14 protein-coding genes and 2 pseudogenes are annotated in these 16,115 nt (G+C 66.1%); 15 read left to right on the forward strand and 1 reads right to left on the reverse strand.

Translation table 11 applies throughout. The features are described from left to right. The 15 genes and pseudogenes from ASG87_RS21040 to ASG87_RS14810 all read left to right on the forward strand — a co-directional run. Positions 1-403, forward strand: a pseudogene (locus ASG87_RS21040) (Hsp70 family protein); the annotation flags it as partial. 1 nt (position 404) lies between these two features. Further along, a pseudogene (locus tag ASG87_RS21045) lies at positions 405-969 on the forward strand (Hsp70 family protein); the annotation flags it as partial. A 199-nt stretch (positions 970-1,168) separates the two neighbouring features. Beyond that, the gene (locus ASG87_RS14750; RefSeq protein ID WP_056006758.1) at positions 1,169-2,074 is read left to right on the forward strand and encodes a J domain-containing protein; all 906 of its coding nucleotides are present in this window, start codon (positions 1,169-1,171) and stop codon (positions 2,072-2,074) included. Beyond that, positions 2,071-2,349 carry a chaperone modulator CbpM gene (locus tag ASG87_RS14755; protein ID WP_200949125.1) on the forward strand — a complete coding sequence of 93 codons (279 nt, stop codon included), beginning with the start codon at positions 2,071-2,073 and terminating at the stop codon, positions 2,347-2,349. The genes ASG87_RS14750 and ASG87_RS14755 overlap by 4 nt, the downstream gene beginning before the upstream one ends. Before the next feature lie 209 nt (positions 2,350-2,558). Further along, entirely contained in the window at positions 2,559-3,947 is a 1,389-nt protein-coding gene (locus tag ASG87_RS14760; protein ID WP_056006761.1) for a sigma-54 dependent transcriptional regulator, read from the forward strand. Next, complete coding sequence (locus tag ASG87_RS14765) at positions 3,926-6,016, forward strand: cache domain-containing protein (RefSeq protein ID WP_056006764.1); 2,091 nt, start codon at positions 3,926-3,928, stop codon at positions 6,014-6,016. The genes ASG87_RS14760 and ASG87_RS14765 overlap by 22 nt, the downstream gene beginning before the upstream one ends. After that, on the forward strand, positions 5,997-6,389 hold the full coding sequence (locus ASG87_RS14770) for a hypothetical protein (protein ID WP_157511112.1): 393 nt from the start codon (positions 5,997-5,999) through the stop codon (positions 6,387-6,389). The genes ASG87_RS14765 and ASG87_RS14770 overlap by 20 nt, the downstream gene beginning before the upstream one ends. A gap of 240 nt (positions 6,390-6,629) precedes the next feature. Beyond that, on the forward strand, positions 6,630-8,291 hold the full coding sequence (locus ASG87_RS14775; protein WP_056006770.1) for an OFA family MFS transporter: 1,662 nt from the start codon (positions 6,630-6,632) through the stop codon (positions 8,289-8,291). Positions 8,292-8,530: 239 nt separating this feature from the next. Further along, entirely contained in the window at positions 8,531-8,731 is a 201-nt protein-coding gene (locus tag ASG87_RS14780) for a hypothetical protein (protein WP_056006773.1), read from the forward strand. 237 nt (positions 8,732-8,968) lie between these two features. Next, entirely contained in the window at positions 8,969-10,021 is a 1,053-nt protein-coding gene (locus tag ASG87_RS14785; RefSeq protein WP_056006776.1) for a Dyp-type peroxidase, read from the forward strand. Further along, positions 10,014-10,820 carry a family 1 encapsulin nanocompartment shell protein gene (locus ASG87_RS14790; protein ID WP_056006779.1) on the forward strand — a complete coding sequence of 269 codons (807 nt, stop codon included), beginning with the start codon at positions 10,014-10,016 and terminating at the stop codon, positions 10,818-10,820. The genes ASG87_RS14785 and ASG87_RS14790 overlap by 8 nt, the downstream gene beginning before the upstream one ends. A 320-nt stretch (positions 10,821-11,140) precedes the next feature. Then, a complete protein-coding gene (locus tag ASG87_RS14795; protein WP_157511113.1) occupies positions 11,141-11,785 on the forward strand; it encodes an NAAT family transporter in 645 nt (214 codons plus the stop codon). Between the two features lie 53 nt (positions 11,786-11,838). After that, a complete protein-coding gene (locus ASG87_RS14800; RefSeq protein ID WP_056006782.1) occupies positions 11,839-12,762 on the forward strand; it encodes a bestrophin family ion channel in 924 nt (307 codons plus the stop codon). A 156-nt stretch (positions 12,763-12,918) separates the two neighbouring features. Continuing rightward, entirely contained in the window at positions 12,919-14,136 is a 1,218-nt protein-coding gene (gene kch / locus ASG87_RS14805) for a voltage-gated potassium channel protein (RefSeq protein ID WP_056006784.1), read from the forward strand. 292 nt (positions 14,137-14,428) lie between these two features. Continuing rightward, positions 14,429-14,806 (forward strand): hypothetical protein, encoded by a 378-nt coding sequence (locus tag ASG87_RS14810; RefSeq protein WP_056006787.1) that lies wholly within the window; start codon positions 14,429-14,431, stop codon positions 14,804-14,806. A 314-nt stretch (positions 14,807-15,120) separates the two neighbouring features. Here the strand turns inward: ASG87_RS14810 and ASG87_RS19595 are convergent, their stop codons facing one another. Next, complete coding sequence (locus ASG87_RS19595) at positions 15,121-16,014, reverse strand: DNA-binding protein (protein ID WP_082583012.1); 894 nt, start codon at positions 16,012-16,014, stop codon at positions 15,121-15,123. Positions 16,015-16,115: the final 101 nt, after the last annotated feature.

Consider the following 16,115-nt stretch of genomic DNA (forward strand, 5'->3'; position numbering starts at 1 on the left):
CGACGACCTCATCAAGCGCACCATCGACCCCTGCAAGACCGCGCTCGACGATGCGGGCCTGAAGGCGGCGGACATCACCGAGGTGATCCTGGTCGGCGGCCAGACCCGCATGCCCAAGGTGCAGGACGTGGTGAAGGACATCTTCGGCAAGGAGCCGCGCAAGGACCTCAACCCGGACGAGGCGGTAGCCGTGGGCGCGGCGATCCAGGGCGGCGTGCTGGGCGGCTCGGTGAAGGACGTGCTGCTGCTGGACGTGACCCCGCTGTCGCTGGGCATCGAGACGATGGGCGGCGTGATGACCAGGCTGATCGAGAAGAACACCACGGTGCCGACCAAGGCCGCGCAGACCTTCTCCACCGCCGACGACAACCAGACCGCGGTGACCGTGCACGTGCTGCAGGGCNCGGCCGTTTCGACCTCACCGGCATCGCGCCGGCGCCGCGCGGCACGCCGCAGATCGAGGTGTCGTTCGACATCGACGCCAACGGCATCCTGCATGTCACCGCCAGGGACAAGAACACCGGCAAGGAACAGAAGATCGAGATCAAGGCCGGCTCGGGACTGTCCGAGGAAGAGATCCAGCGGATGGTCGCCGACGCCGAGACGCACCGCGAGGAGGACAAGCGGTTCCAGGAGCTGGTGCAACTGCGCAACCGGGCCGACCAGTTGGTCCACTCGACGCGCTCCGCGATCGCGGAACACGGCGGCAAGGTCGGCGGCGACGCCATCGGCCGGGCCGAGGAAGCCCTGTCCGAGCTCGAGAAGGTGATGAAAGGCGACGACAAGGCCGCGATCGAGTCGCGTACGGCCAAACTGGAGGAGGCCGCGCAATCGCTGCTTGCCGCGGCACAGGCCGGCCAGGCCGGCCCGCAGGCCGGTGCGCGGACGCCCGGCGCCGGTGCGTCGCCGGAGGACGTCGTCGATGCCGAGTTCACGGAAGTGAAGGACGACAACCAGAAGAAACCGTGACGGCCGCCGGCATGCCGCGCTCCCGCTCCGGCGTATCCGTCCCGGCACCGGGAGACTGTACAACCCGCTGCGGCTGGTGTCTGATCCTCGGGACGCCTTGCGCGCCGAGCGCAGGCGGTTCGCGTGCGCCTGCCCCGCTGCGACCGAATGCACGGGGCGCGCGCTTCCTTGGTCAAGCAACGAAGGACTGGCGTCAGTCGTGAAAAATCCGTACGAGGTTCTCGGTGTGGCTTCGACAGCCACGGCCGACGAAATCAAGAATGCCTATCGCCGGCTGGCGAAGAAGCTGCATCCCGACCTCAACCCGGGCGACAAGGAGGCGGAAGAGAAATTCAAGGACGTCAACACGGCCTACGGCCTGCTCGGGAACGCGGAGAAGCGCAAGCGCTTCGACAGCGGCGAGATCGATGCGAGCGGCGCGGAACAGCCACAGCGCCGCTACTACCGCGACTACGCCGCCCCGGACGGCGAGCAGCCGTACACCAGCGATGCCGGCTATGCCGATTTCATGGGCGGCGACGATCCGTTCGCGGAAATCCTGCGGCGTGCGCAGCGAGCGCGCGCGAACCAGCGCGGCGAGGACCTGCACTATCGGCTTCCGATCGATTTCGTCGAGTCGATCACCGGTGCGAGCAAGCGCCTGACCCTGCCGGAGGGCGGCACGCTCGACGTGAGGATTCCGCCGGGCATGGTCGATGGACAGACGCTACGCCTGAAGGGCAAGGGCGCCCCCGGCACGGGCAGCGGCGGCCCCGGCGATGCGCTGATCGAGGTGGAGGTCTTGCCCGACCCCCGGTTCGCGCGGGACGGCGACGACATCGTGCTGGAATTGCCGATCTCGCTTGCCGAGGCCGTGCTCGGCGGGCAGGTCCGCGTGCCGACGCCAGGTGGCGAGGTCACCATGGCGGTGCCCAAGGGATCGAACACTGGGACGACGCTGCGCCTGAAAGGGAAGGGTGCGCCGCGCCGGGGCGGCGGGTCCGGCGACGAACTCGTCAAGCTGAAGGTGGTCCTGCCGAAGCCGGCGGATCCGGAGCTTGAGGCATTCGTGTCGAACTGGAGCAAGGCAAAGGCATTCAATCCGCGCGAAGGTGCAACGTCATGACGATGGACAGGCAGGAATTCCTCGCCCGTTCGGGCCTGCGAGTGCAGACGCTGGAGTTCTGGCTCGAACAGCGCTGGGTGGTTCCGGAGCAGACGTCCTCCGGTACGGGCTTTTCCGAACGCGACATTGCGCGGGCACGCTTCATCCAGGACCTGAAGGACGACATGGGGGTCAACGACGAGGGCGTCGACGTGATCCTGCATCTGCTGGACCAGTTGCACGGTCTGCGCGGAGCGCTCGCCCGGTTGCGTACGGATCCGGGGTCTTCGTCGTAGGCAACTGTTGGTTGTCCATCGAATACGATGCGGCGGCCACGCTTCGTGGCGGGCGAAACACCCTGAGGCCAGGGGCGAGGTTTTCGCATCGGATGGGTTGTCGGCGTCTGCGAAGACGCGATGGGCAAGGGTTTGACGGTTGCGCCGTTGGCATGGGCATCGCCGTTGCGCCTCGTGATTCGGTACGTCGTTTGCCGGGAGAACTTCGAATGTCGGTGGTTTCAGCCCGTGATGCCAGCGAATCCGCGATGGATTCGGAGTTCGGGCCGTGGCTGGCGCAAGCGTCGATCCTGATCGTCGACGACGAACCGGGCATGCGCAACTTCCTGGTCAAGGTCCTCAGGCCGCGCTGCAAGCTGATCGAGGAGGCGGCCGACGCGAAGGAAGCGTCGGCGAGGCTGGATGCGCAGCATTTCGACATCGTGGTCCTCGACAACGTCATGCCGGGGGAGAGCGGCCTCGCCTGGCTGGCCGGACAGCGCGCGGCCGGCTTTTTCTCCGACGTGATCCTGATGACCGCCTATGCCGATCTCGATACCGCGATCGAGGCGCTGCACGCGGGTGTGGTCGATTTCGTCATCAAGCCGTTCCGCTCCAACCAGTTGCTGAACGCCATCGCCCGCTGCCTGGACCGGCGACGCCTGCTACGCGAGAACCACGTGCTGCGCCGCGAACTGGGCTCGTCATCGCAGCGCGAGTTCCTGCGCAACAGGCTGCTGGGGGATTCGGCCGCGATGCGGCAGGTGCGCGACACCATAGCGCGCGTGGCGCCGTTGCCGACGCCGATCCTGTTCACGGGCGAGTCGGGCACCGGGAAAGAGGTCGCGGCGCGCTCGCTGCATTCGCTCTCCGGGCGGGCCGACAAGCTCTTCGTGCCGGTCAACTGCGGCGCCATCCCCGCGGACATGATCGAAAGCGAGCTGTTCGGCCACCTGAAGGGCGCGTTCACCGGCGCCAGCCGCAGCCGCGAGGGCCTGTTCATGTACGCGCAGGGCGGCACCCTGTTCCTCGATGAAATCGGCGAGCTGCCCTATGCGCTGCAAAGCAAGCTGCTGCGCGCGCTGGAGGATCGCCGGGTGCGGCCGGTCGGCGCGGAGCGCGAGGTCCCGTTCGACGCCCGCTTCGTCTTCGCGACCAATGCCGACCTGCAGGCCCGCGTCGCGGAAGGAAGGTTCCGGCCGGACCTGTATTTCCGGATCAACATCATGCCGGTCCAGCTGCCGCCGCTGCGCAACCGCGGTGACGACGTGCAGGAACTCGCGACGCTGTTCATGCGCGAGACATCGCAGCAGCTCGGCATGCCTGCCGTACCCGTCGACGACGGGGTGCGCGCCGCGCTCGCGCGCTATGACTGGCCCGGGAACATCCGCGAGTTGCGCAACCTGGTCGAACGGGCGGTGATCCTGGGCGCCTTCCCCGACGATTTCCAGGGGGCCGCGTCCGGGGACGCAGGGGATGGCCAGAGCCTGGCCGCCATCGAGCGACGGCACATCCTGTCGGTGTTGCGCGAAACCGGCGGGAATCGCGAGGAAGCCGCCCGTCGGCTGGGCATCTCGCGCAAGACCATCGACCGCAAATGCAAAGACTGGCAGACATAGCGCCGCGCTTGCACAACGGCAGGCACTCGGTCCGCTATCGCCTCCTGGCGATCGCGCTGCTGCCGATGCTCGTCATCCTGCCGCTGCTGCTTGCGGCCAGCCTTTACAGTTGGAACAGCAAGTTCGACGCGACGCTGGTTTCGAAGGCAAGCGACGACCTGACCATCGCGCACCAATATTTCGGCCGCCTGCAGGAGGCCGCGCAAGCGCAACTGGTTTCCATGGCGGATTCGGCACGCCTGCGGGACTTGCTCCGGAAAGACGACGACGCAGGCGCAAGCCTGGCCGGGTTCCTGCGGGAGGCGGCGCGGGAGCGTGGATTCGACTTCCTCTATATCGTGGGCAGCGACGGCCGTATCGTCGCCAGCGGCCATCCGTTGGCATCGACGTCGGTCCGCTGGAACTGGCCGGTCGTCCATGCGGCGCTCGAAGGGCGTGCCAAGACGGCCGTCGACGTTTTCCAGCCTGCCGAGCTTTCGGCGATCTCGCCCGCCCTCGCGCAACGGGCCCGGATCGGAATCGTTCCCACTGCCGGCAGCGCACCCGGTGGAGCCCAGGAAGAGGCGCGGGGCATGCTGCTCCATTCGGCGAGCGCCGTGGTGTTGCCGGACGGGATGCGGGGCGCCCTGGTCGGCGGCATGCTGCTGAACGGCAACCTTTCGTTCGTCGACAGCATCAACGACCTCATCTACCACGGCTCCGGCTCGAACGAGCGCAGTCGCGGAACGGTGACGCTGTTCCTGGGCGACGTGCGCATCAGCACCAATGTCCGCCTGTTCGGGGACCAGCGGGCCATCGGAACGAGGGTCTCGACGGAGGTGGAGCATGCCGTGCTCGGCCAGGGCAAGACGTGGCTCGGCAGCGCATTCGTGGTCGACGATCGGTACATGTCCGGCTACGAACCGATACTCGACAGCTACGGCCAGCGCGCCGGCATGCTTTACGCGGGCTTTCTCGAACGGCCCTATGCGGCGGCGAAGCGGCGTACCTTGCTCGAAATCGCACTGGCATTCCTGGTCGCGGCCGCCGCGACGGTTCCGATCTTCCTCACATGGGCCGCCGAGATATTCAGGCCGCTCGAACGGATGGCCGCGACGATCGGCCGCATCGAGGACGGCCAGCTCGAGGCCCGGACGGGACGCGTCGAGAACGAGGACGAGATCGGCCAGGTTTCGCGCCAGCTCGACCGCCTGCTCGACCAGGTGCAGGAGCGCGACAGGCAATTGCGGCGCTGGAACGACGAGCTCAACCGGCGGGTGGAGGAACGCACCGGCAAGCTCCGGCTCGCCAACCAGCAACTGGAGGCGACGACGCGCAAGCTCGTCATGTCGGAGAAGCTGGCCGCGATCGGCGAAATCACCGCCGGCGTGGCGCACGAGATCAACAACCCGGTCGCGGTGATGCAAGGCAACCTCGAAGTGATACGCGAGTTGCTGGGCAGGCAGGCGGACGTGGCAAGGACCGAATTCGGCCTCATCGAGGAGCAGTTGCGGCGCATCGGCGAGATCGTGAACCGCCTGCTCCAGTTCGCCAGGCCGCAGGAATATGCCGGATCGACGCCGTCGTACGCCCCGGCTGAGGTCGTGGACGACACCCTGCCGCTGGTCCAGCATCTGCTCAACAAGACGGCGATCGCGCTGGAGCGGGAGTACCGCGCCTCGCGGCCGGTCGCCATGAACAGGACGGAGCTGCAGCAGGTGCTGGTCAACCTGATGGTCAACGCCATCCATGCGATGCCCGCGGGCGGAAGGCTGACCCTGCGGACCTTCGACCGCGACGAGGACGGACAGGCTGGCGTCGTGATCGAAGTCGGGGACACCGGTGCCGGCATGGTGCCGGATGTCATGCAGAAGGTGTTCGATCCTTTCTTCACCACCAAGCGCCGTGAGGGTACCGGGCTGGGCCTGTCCATCAGCCAGATGCTCGTCAGCCGGCTGGGCGGCATGATTTCCGTCCAGAGCGAGCCCGGGCAGGGTACGGTGTTTTCGGTCTGGCTGCCGGTGTCCGACAACGGCAGCCCTGCGGCTCAAGACGACGAGGCAATCCACGATGACGGTCGTATCGCTTGATCAACTCTCCCGCGACATGCAGCAGCGCGCGGCCGCTCTCGTCAATCAGGTCGGCATCGTGCCGCAGGCGGAGGACCGGCCGCTGGAGGCGGACGACCTGCTTTTCTACCTGAGCGAAACCTCGATGCCCATGGCCGGTTTCATGCGCGAGCACGGGCTGTTCGCGGGCGACGCGGGCCTGCATTTCGACCTCGCGCAATTCGGCGCGATACGAAGCCTCGCCCAGGCGGTCATCGACGAACACGAGGCCGGCAATACGGGCAGGGTATGGAGCCAGCTCGACCTCTCGACCGACGAGGATGCCGACTACAACGGCGACTACGTGTTGACCGCGCTCGCTGCGCTGGAATTCATGTACGGAAGCCGGCCCTGAGCGACCGGCCGGCGAGCCTGGCGCCGGCATGTCGACCTGTCCCGTGCGCATTCCCGTGTTCCGGCCGTCCGCGGGAGACAATTTGTCCTGCGGTCGCCGGACACGTTGTCCGCGGCCCCGGGCCTGCCTGTCGCTAACTCGTTGATTTCTTCTCGTTCCGCCATTGGCGCCGATCTTGCTGAAGGTCGTGGATAGGGACCGTCAGCGAACCCGGCAACCGCACCTCCAATGGGAGTAGACATGGAAACCACGGCGAATGTCCTCACCGGCCCGTCGGCGCGGCCGGGGCTGCTCGACAGGGAACGCACGATCGCGGGACCGGGGTACAACCGATGGTGGGTGGTGCCGGCCGCGTTGGCGATCCACCTTTGCATCGGCATGGCCTACGGCTTCTCCGTGTTCTGGCTGCCGATGGGCAAGCTGATCGCGGAGACGTCCCCCGCCGCCTGCGCCCATCTCGGTTTCCTGGAGTCGCTCACCACGACGGGCTGCAACTGGACGGTGCCCCAGGTCACGCACATCTTCGAGACCTTCATCGCCATGCTCGGCATATCGGCGGCGCTGTGGGGCGGCTGGCTGGAGCACGCCGGCCCGCGCAAGGCCGGCTTCATCGCCGCCTTGTGCTGGGGAGGCGGCCTGGTGGTGGGCGGCGTCGGCGTGTCGATGCACCAGTTGTGGCTGGTCTACCTGGGCTGCGGCGTGCTCGGCGGCGTCGGCCAGGGGCTGGGTTACATCACCCCCGTGTCCACCCTCATCAAATGGTTCCCGGACCGCCGCGGCATGGCCACCGGCTTCGCCATCATGGGCTACGGCGGCGGGGCGATGATCGGCGCCCCGCTGGCGGTGGCGCTGATGAAGCGTTTCTCCGGAGTGAGCGCGCAAGGCGTATCCACCACCCTGATGGTGATGGGGGCGATCTACCTGATCGTCATGTCGGCGGGCGCATTTTCCTTCCGCGTGGCGCCGACGGGCTGGAAACCGCTCGGCTGGACGCCGAAGGCGAGCAGCGACGGCGCCATGATCACCCAGCGCCACGTGCACCTGGACCGCGCATGGAAGACGCCGCAGTTCTGGCTGGTATGGGGGGCCTTGTTCCTCAACGTGACGGCGGGCATCGCGGTGATCTCGATGGCCAGCCCGATGCTGCAGGACGTGTTCGGCGGCAGGCTCGTCGGCGTCACCGATGCGGCGGCCGGGCTGAGCGCCGCGCAGAAGGCGGCCGTGATCGCCGCCGCTGCCGGCCTGGTCGGGCTGCTCAGCCTGTTCAACAGCCTGGGCCGCCTGTTCTGGGCTTCGCTGTCGGACAGGATCGGGCGCAAGAACACCTACTCCGTCTTCTTCATCCTCGGCATCGTGCTGTACTGCCTGCTGCCGACCTGGGGCCACGCGGGCATGGCGGCCCTCTTCGTGATGACCGTCTGCATCGTCATCAGCATGTACGGCGGCGGTTTCTCCACCGCGCCCGCCTACCTGGCCGACCTGTTCGGCACGCAGATGGTGGGTGCCATCCATGGCCGCCTGCTGACCGCCTGGTCGGCCGCGGGCATCGTCGGCCCGGTGGTCATCGCCGCGATCCGCGAAGGCCAGCTGGCGGACGGCGTCGCCAAGACCATGCTCTACGATCGCACGCTGTACATCATGGCGGGACTGTTGTTCGTCGGCCTGATCTGCAACCTGCTGGTGAGGCCGGTCGACGAGGCGGCCTTCATGACCGACGAGGAACTGGCCCGCGAACGCTCGCTGCAGCACAGCGCGGCCGGAAGTGGCGGCGGCGGCAATCCCGAAACCGCCGCCCGCGGCGCCTTCGGCGTCATCGGCGTGGCCGCCTGGCTGGCGGTCGGCATGCCGTTCCTGATCGGCCTGTTCATCGCACTCGCCAAGGCGGTCGCACTGTTCCGGTAGAGGCCGGCGGGTACGGCGCCTTTATCGTTGATTTCGCGGAGCGGCAGCCGTGCGCGGGGCGTCCGGTGACGTGGGCCGGAGGACAAATTGTCTTGCGGCGGCTGGACATATTGTCGGACAGTGGCGGCGCGGCGACATCAACCCGCCGGTCACGGGTTGCTGCGTCGCTGGCACCGATCTTGCTGCATGCGCCGCGAGTTGCCGTGGTCAGACTTTTTCCCGCCAAGTCCGGAGGAGCGATGGAATACTACGACCTCTACATCAACGTGAAGAAACCCGCTATCGGCCTTTACGTGCGCCAGGGTGCGGGCCTGCCCGATTTCGCGCAGAAGGACCGGGACGATTGGGCCTTCGACGGCACCGCGGCGGGACTCGAACTGCCGCCCAACGTGATCGAAGGCGTGGCAGCGGACGGGCATGCGTTCCGTGACATGGACTGACGCGGCCGAAGTACCGAACGGATCGCCGGTCCCGCGGCATCGCCCCGGCAGCCCGCCAGGTAGGCTGTTACGAAGGCCCTGGCGCCGCCACCGCAGCCAGGGGGCGCCGGCGCGAAAAGGAGCCGCCCGCGGCTTTCGCGCAGGGCGGGGCAGGGAAGGATGCAACCCGCACCCTGGCCGGTAGCCCCGGGCCATCACGCACAGCCATCGTAGTTCCACCGTTTGAAGAGGTCATGCATGTCCGATGCCGTTCCGCAGTCCATCGTGGTGCCACTCACGCGAGCCGCGATCTTCCTCGTCGCCACGATCGATCCAGGGAGGGATAACCTCGGGAGCGTGCGGGGCCTGTGCGCCGACCTGTCCGGCCTGCTGCGCGCGGTGGGCTTCCGGAGCCTCGACGGCGGGCTGACGTGCGTCATGGCGTTCGGTTCCGAGGCCTGGGACCGGCTGTTCGGCGCGCCGCGGCCCAGGGACCTGCATCCGTTCCGGGAAATCAGGGGCGTGCACCATGCGGTGGCCACGCCGGGCGACATCCTCTTCCATATCCGCGCGAACCGCATGGATCTGTGCTTCGAGCTGGCGCAGCAGATCATGGCGCGGCTGGACGGCGTCGCCACCATCGTGGACGAGACGCACGGTTTCGGCTACTTCGACCAACGCGACCTGATGGGCTTCGTCGACGGCACCGAGAGCAAGCGGGGGCAGGCCGGCCTCGACGTCGCCATCGTCGGCGACGAAGACGCGGACTTCGCCGGCGGCAGCTACGTGATCGTGCAGAAGTACCTGCACGACCTCAAGGGCTGGCAGACGGTGCCCGTGGAACAGCAGGAGCGGATCATCGGCCGCACCAAGCTCACCAACGTCGAACTGGACGACGCGACGAAGCCGTCCTATGCGCACAACGCGCTCACCACGATCGTCGAGAACGGCGAGGAACTCGACATCGTGCGCGACAACATGCCGTTCGGCGAACTGGGCAAGGGCGAGTTCGGCACCTATTTCATCGGCTACGCCAAATCCCCGCACCGCATCGAGCAGATGCTGCAGAACATGTTCGTCGGCAATCCGCCGGGCAACTACGACCGCCTGCTCGACTTCAGCCGGGCCGTCACCGGCAGCCTCTTCTTCGTGCCGTCCGCCACCTTCCTGGACAACGTGTCCGGGGACGCGCCGGCCGTTGCGGCGCCCCCCGATGCGCCATCGGAGCCTCCGGCGCCTGCCCGCCCATCACCCGCCGGCGACGATTCGCTCGGCATCGGCTCGCTCAAGGGAGCATCCGCACATGAATAACCTTCACCGCAAACTTGCGCCGGTCTCGGAAGGCGCCTGGAAACAGGTCGAGCAGGAAGCCAGCCGCACGCTCAAGCGCTACCTGGCGGGGCGCCGGGTGGTGGATGTGGTGGGACCGAAGGGCTTCGAGTTGTCGTCCGTGGGAACCGGCCACCTGAAGCGCATCGCTCCGCCGGCGGACGGCATCGAGTCCTCCCTGCGCGAGGTTCGTGCCATCGTGGAGCTGCGCGTGCCGTTCGAGCTGACCCGCGAAGCGGTCGACTCGGTGGAGCGTGGCGCCAACGATCCCGATCTCCAGCCGCTCAAGGATGCGGCCCGCAAGATCGCGTTCGCCGAAGACCGGGTGATCTTCGAGGGATACCAGGCCGCCGGGATCGCGGGGCTGCGCGCAGGCGCCAGCAACAAGCCGATCGCCCTGCCGGCGAAGGTCGAAGACTATCCGGGCGCCGTGGCACGCGCCGTCAATGCGCTGCGCGACGCCGGGGTCAACGGGCCCTACAAGCTTCTGCTGGGCGAAAAGCCCTACACCTGCGTCACCGGCTCGACCGGCGGGGGTTATCCCCTCGTCCGGGACATCGAGGAGATCATGGAAAGCGAGATCGTGTGGGCTCCCGCGATCCAGGGCGGCGCGGTGGTGAGCACACGGGGCGGGGATTTCGAACTTCACCTGGGACAGGACTTCGCCATCGGCTACCTGAGCCACGACGCCCAATCGGTGCAGCTGTACCTGCAGGAGACGTTGACGTTCCTTCAACTGACGGCCGAAGCCGTCGTGATGCTCGATTCCGATGTCAAATAACCATTGAACCAACACAGCCCGGAAGGCCAGGTGTCATGGACGGGTCTGACTTCTTCATCGGTGCATCGTGCCCCGCTCCAGGAGAGTCTGATTGATCGGCTTCTTGCGCGTCATTCCTGCGAGGTGCTTTTCGACGGCCGAAGGCTGGTCAAGCAGGAATCCAGTGCCTTTGCGTTCAATGGCCTGCAGGCACTGGATCCCAGCCTTCGCTGGGATGACGGGCAAAATCGGGGGCTCCCTGGGCCTTTACGCTTGCAAGAGTGGGAAAACGGCGCTGACCGAGAAGCCTGCGGAGGCTGCCATGTCGAAGGAGACGCCTGGTGCTGCATGACCTGGCTTTTGCGATCAAGGTTTTTGCCGCCTTGTTCGCGATCATGAATCCGATCGCGAACATCCCGGTGTTCCTGTCGCTGACCGATGGCGCCACCGACGCCGAGCGCCGGAAAGTGGCGTCTACGGCAGCGCTCGGCGTCGCCGTAGGCTGCGTTGTTTCTGCGGTGGCCGGTGGCGCCATCCTCCACATGTTCGGCCTGACCGTCGACGACTTCCGCATCGCAGGCGGCCTGCTGGTGCTCCTGATTGCGTTGAGCATGGTGCATGGCTCCCAGAGCACCCAGCACGCGGCCACGAGCCAGGAGAAGGCGAGCCTCGCGGATAGCCAGGCGGCAAGCATGGCCGTCTATCCGTTGACCGTTCCCATGCTGGTCGGCCCGGGAACCGTCGCCACGCTGATCGTGCTGGGGCAGGAAGCGGCGAAGACGGGCCGGGAGGTCGAACTGGCGACCGGCCTGGTCGCTTTTCTCGCAGTGCTGACCGTTGCGCTCCTGGTCGCGCCGCTCGTCGGCCACTTCCTGTCGCCGAAGGCAACGGCGATCACCCAGCGACTGATGGGGATGATCCTGGCCGCCATCGCGGTACAGATGATCCTGGCCGGTTTGCGGACGGCACTTTCCTTGCGCGGCTGAGCGGATTTCCGCCATCGGCATCCGATCACCGACAACTTCCGATACGCATCCCCATGATTGTCAGGCCCCACCAGACCCATTCAGTCGCAACCTTGCTGTTCGCCTTGCGCGGTTCCATCGTGCCGATCATCTGGCCCCGCGTGCTCTACACCATGTTGCTGTCGCTGGCAGTCGTGGTCGCGGAACGGCACGGCATAGCCGTGGCCTTCAACCTGAACCCGGCGCCGCTGACCTTGCTCGGACTGGCGCTCGCCATCTTTCTGCAGTTCCGGAACAGCGTGGCCTATCAGCGTTGGTGGGAGGGTCGAACGCTGTGGGGCGACCTCCTGATCGGCGTGCGCAACCTGACCCGCCAAACGGAGGCGTTCATGCCAAGCCTCGCCGCCGACAAGCGGCGTACGCTGGTCTTCGGACTGATCGGATTCATGCATGCGCTGCGGCATCACCTGCGCGGCACGCCTTGGGAGGACCAGTCGGGCAACTGGCTGGGCCGGGACGTACGGGAACAGTTGGAGACGGTCCCCAACCGGGCCAACGCGGTGCTTGGATTCCTGGGGCGGGCCTACGCCGGCGCCGCGCGTGAAGTCGGGCTGGACAACATCCTGCTGGCGCAGATGGACCGCGAGCTCAACAACATGTCCCGCGTGCTGGGCGGTTGCGAGCGGCTCAAGAACACTCCGATACCGTTTGCCTACATCCTGCTCCTGCACCGCACGGTACATGTGTATTGCTTCATGCTGCCGTTCTGCCTGATCGGCCCCCTGGGTTATTTCACGCCCGTGGTGGTCGGCGTCATCGCCTACACTTTCTTCGGTCTCGATGCGATCGGCGAGCAGATCGAGGAGCCATTCGGCATGCTTCCCAACAGCCTGCCTCTCGACGCGATGTGCAGGACTGCCGAAATCGATTTGCTTGGCATGCTGGGCGAAAGCGGACTTCCGCCTGCCATGCAACCTGAAAACTTCGTGCTGCTCTGAGGTTGTGCGCCTTTGCGGGCAATTCGTACCGGGTTGAAACCACTCCCTTGCGATTGGAACCCGGGGAAACGCATCCAGACGGGATATGTATGGCGATCCGGTGGCCGGACGGGATCGTGAAGGGCCAATGGCCGGCCATGGCGACGGATCGGAATCATGCAACTGCCCCACTTCAAGCGGCTTCGCGAGGCGTCGAGCCGTCTCCAGCGAGTCATGCACGCGCGCCTCTGGTTTCCGCAGGTTCCGCTGGCCCTCCTGATCGCCATGGGGGGCGCACTGCTGCTCGATTCGGATCATGGCCTGAACTGGCGGGTGCTCCTGCCCGCGATGCTGTCCGGGCGCATGGACCTCGATCTGGCCCTGCTTCCGCGCCTCCTGATCGGCGTGGGCATGCTGACCATGGCCCTCGGGCTGGTCTTCCGGTCACGGATGGCTTGGGCGATGGCGTTGCTGCTGTCCCTGACGGCGATCGCCAGTCTGGTGTTCAGCGCTCGCCACGCAGGGCAGGGGCTGGCGGTCTATTACGCCCTGGTCCTGGTCGCGCTCCTCGCGGCGGGTCGCCGATTCGATCGATCCAGCATGGCCGCCGGCACCCTGTTCGCGTTGACGTCCATGGTGATGCTGCTGCTCTACGCCACCTATGGGTCCTACTATCTCGGCGACCAGTTCACTCCACGCATCGAAGACCTGGCCACGGCGCTGTATTTCGCCATCGTCACCACCAGCACCGTGGGGTACGGGGACATCACGCCCCATACGACGGAGGCGCGACTGTTCAGCATCTCGCTGATCACGCTCGGCATTACCGTGTTCGCAACCTCGCTGACCGCGGTGATCGGACCGCTGGTTTCCCGCAGCCTCAAAGGCATCGTCGACAAGAAGCTCAAGCAAATGGACAGGAAAAATCATTTCATCGTCGTTGGCGATACCCCTCTGGCGGACAACACGTGGCGCGAATTGATGCGGCGCGGTCAGCCCGTCACACGGATTTTCAACGAGGCGACGAAACCTTCCGGCGGCACGGGAGAGGACGTGGTGATCGGCGACCCGGGGAACGCGGATGTCCTTCGCCAAGCCGGCAGCGACAAGGCCCGAACCGTCCTGGCGATGCTTGCCGACGATTCGGACAACGCTTTCGTGGTGCTGGCCGTGCGCGAGGTGAACCCCGCAACGCAGACCGTGGTGGCGGTCAACGATGCCCGGCACCTGGAACGCATCCGGCTCGTCCGCCCTGACCTGATGATTGCACCGCAGGTCCTGGGCGGCGAACTGGCGGCCAAGATCCTGTGCGGCGAAGAAGTGTCGGCCGACTTCGTGATGAAATCCGTGCTTCATCGGGCGTCCATGGAACCGGGTTCGAACCGGCGCGGGTGAGTCCCCGGGCCGTAAGAGACTTTGATCGGAGGAGGGCGTCGTGAAGCGTAGTTCGTGGAGTGTGTTGCCCGCGATATTCGAAAGGTGGCTGCGATGCCGGTGATGGCGCTGGGTGGAATCCGCCGCTTTCAGGTGGCCGAACAGGCGACCCGGCGCGATGGCACCTGTCCCCGGCACGCCGTCGACAGGTGCCATCGCTTCACGTGGCGGCGGAGAGCCAGCGATGCAGCGCGGCTCGCATCGGGGCGGACGATCTTGCGGGCTTTCACCCGCTCGGACAGTTGATCGGACAATGCCAGGCCTGCCGCTCGACGCGATCGACCTCGATGCCTTGCGACGCGTCCCGCGCGTCTCCTACTACTTTCGCTATCCACTGCACCCGGGTGATTTTCTCGACCTTCGCGTCGCCGGCCGATTTCAAGGACGCTACACCTCCAAACCGTTGCACGGCCACCTCACGCCGGAGGGCAGGGTCGACCGTTCATCCCCGTACAACGGCGACGTGGCCGTCCTCTACATTCCCAGGAGTGCCCGGACGGTCGACGATGCCAGCGTGATCCTCACGCATATCGACCCGCAACTAGTCATCCTGGAATCAGGGCGGCGCAACTGGCCGACGATCCGTCAGGCCGCTCGGGATGCCATCTGCGACAAACTCGGCTTGCGCTAGGCATCAGCGAATCGTTCTTCGAACGCTTGGGGGGCACCCATGGATGCTCCTGAGCCCAGGTACTAGTAATTTTACATAATATACATTATGCGCAATCAAGGATGGCCGCCGATGGAGCCGAAGGCCGTCCTTTTGGCTGCCTATGGCCATTGTTCTCCGCAGAGAAACCTCTACTTCCGCGGCAGTAAACCTCTGCAAATGGCGCAGATGAAGTTCTGCACCGGGGAATGCAGCGCAGACAAACCTCTAACTGGAGAATGCAGCGCAGTGAAACCTAGGCAGCGGAGAACGCTTCGCGGCTGCTGTTCCGGTCCTCACTTGGGCTTCCGCGCCTTGGCAGCTTTCGATGATGCAGCTGATCGTAGACTTCGCTTCGTTGTCCGGACAGTACTGACCTTTGCTAGTGACGTTTCAAGCGCAACGACTTGCCCCGAGAGACGCGCGACTTCTCTTTCGGCTTCTTGCAGCTGCCGGTGGGACACCGTGTATCGCGCTTCAAGAGCTTGAGCAGCGTCACGCTGCCCCCGTTCCGCGGCATCGTGACGCTGCTGCCATTGCTTGGTTTCTTGCCGGGCGCGATCCACTTCCTGGTGAGCGCGATCCTCGATAGCCCGGACGTGCGCCGCGATACGCTCTCGCTCCTGGTCGGCGGCGGCGAGACGAGTATGGCGTTCCGCTTGAAGCGCTTCGATTTCGCTGGTTTGACGATCGACCAATGCCTGCAATCGATCCCGCTGTTGGACCAGGTCCTCCCGCAGGGCGTGGCTGTCGCGGAGCTGGCTGTCCAGGTTGGCACAGGCATGTTCGGCCAGCTCCTGGCGCGTCCGGGCTTGGGCCACCGTGGTCTCGGCCTCGGCCAAGGTGGCCGTCCAGTACGCGCGTTCCTCGTGGAGACGGGCCTCGCTCGCCGAAAGGGCGGCCCGGTCTTCGGCCAGCCGGGCTTGGAGGAGGCGTTCCGCGTGCGCCACGGCCAACTGCCAGAGCGCGGTCATCGCCTGCCCCGCTTCCGCCGGGAGTTCCGGGAGCTGCAGGACGTTCTGGAGGCGCTCCGCCAAGCCACCGCGCCACGTGTCCAGCATCCGCGTGATCGTGTTCGGTGAGCCGGTGCCCAACGCAGCCCGCACTTTTTCCACCGTCGGTTTGTCGCCGGCAGCGACCAGCGCATCGGCGGCGCGGTCGACCTGGTCCTGGGTGATCCCTGTGCGCATGGAATGGTCTCCTCGATCGGCGCCCTGCCCGCTTGGTTTCGTACTCGCGATAAGTGATGATTATCGCCAGTAGGCGCCCTATGTCGTAATGTACATTACAT

This window comes from Frateuria sp. Soil773 (assembly GCF_001428405.1).
In the GTDB taxonomy this organism is placed as follows: Bacteria; Pseudomonadota; Gammaproteobacteria; order Xanthomonadales; family Rhodanobacteraceae; genus LMSL01.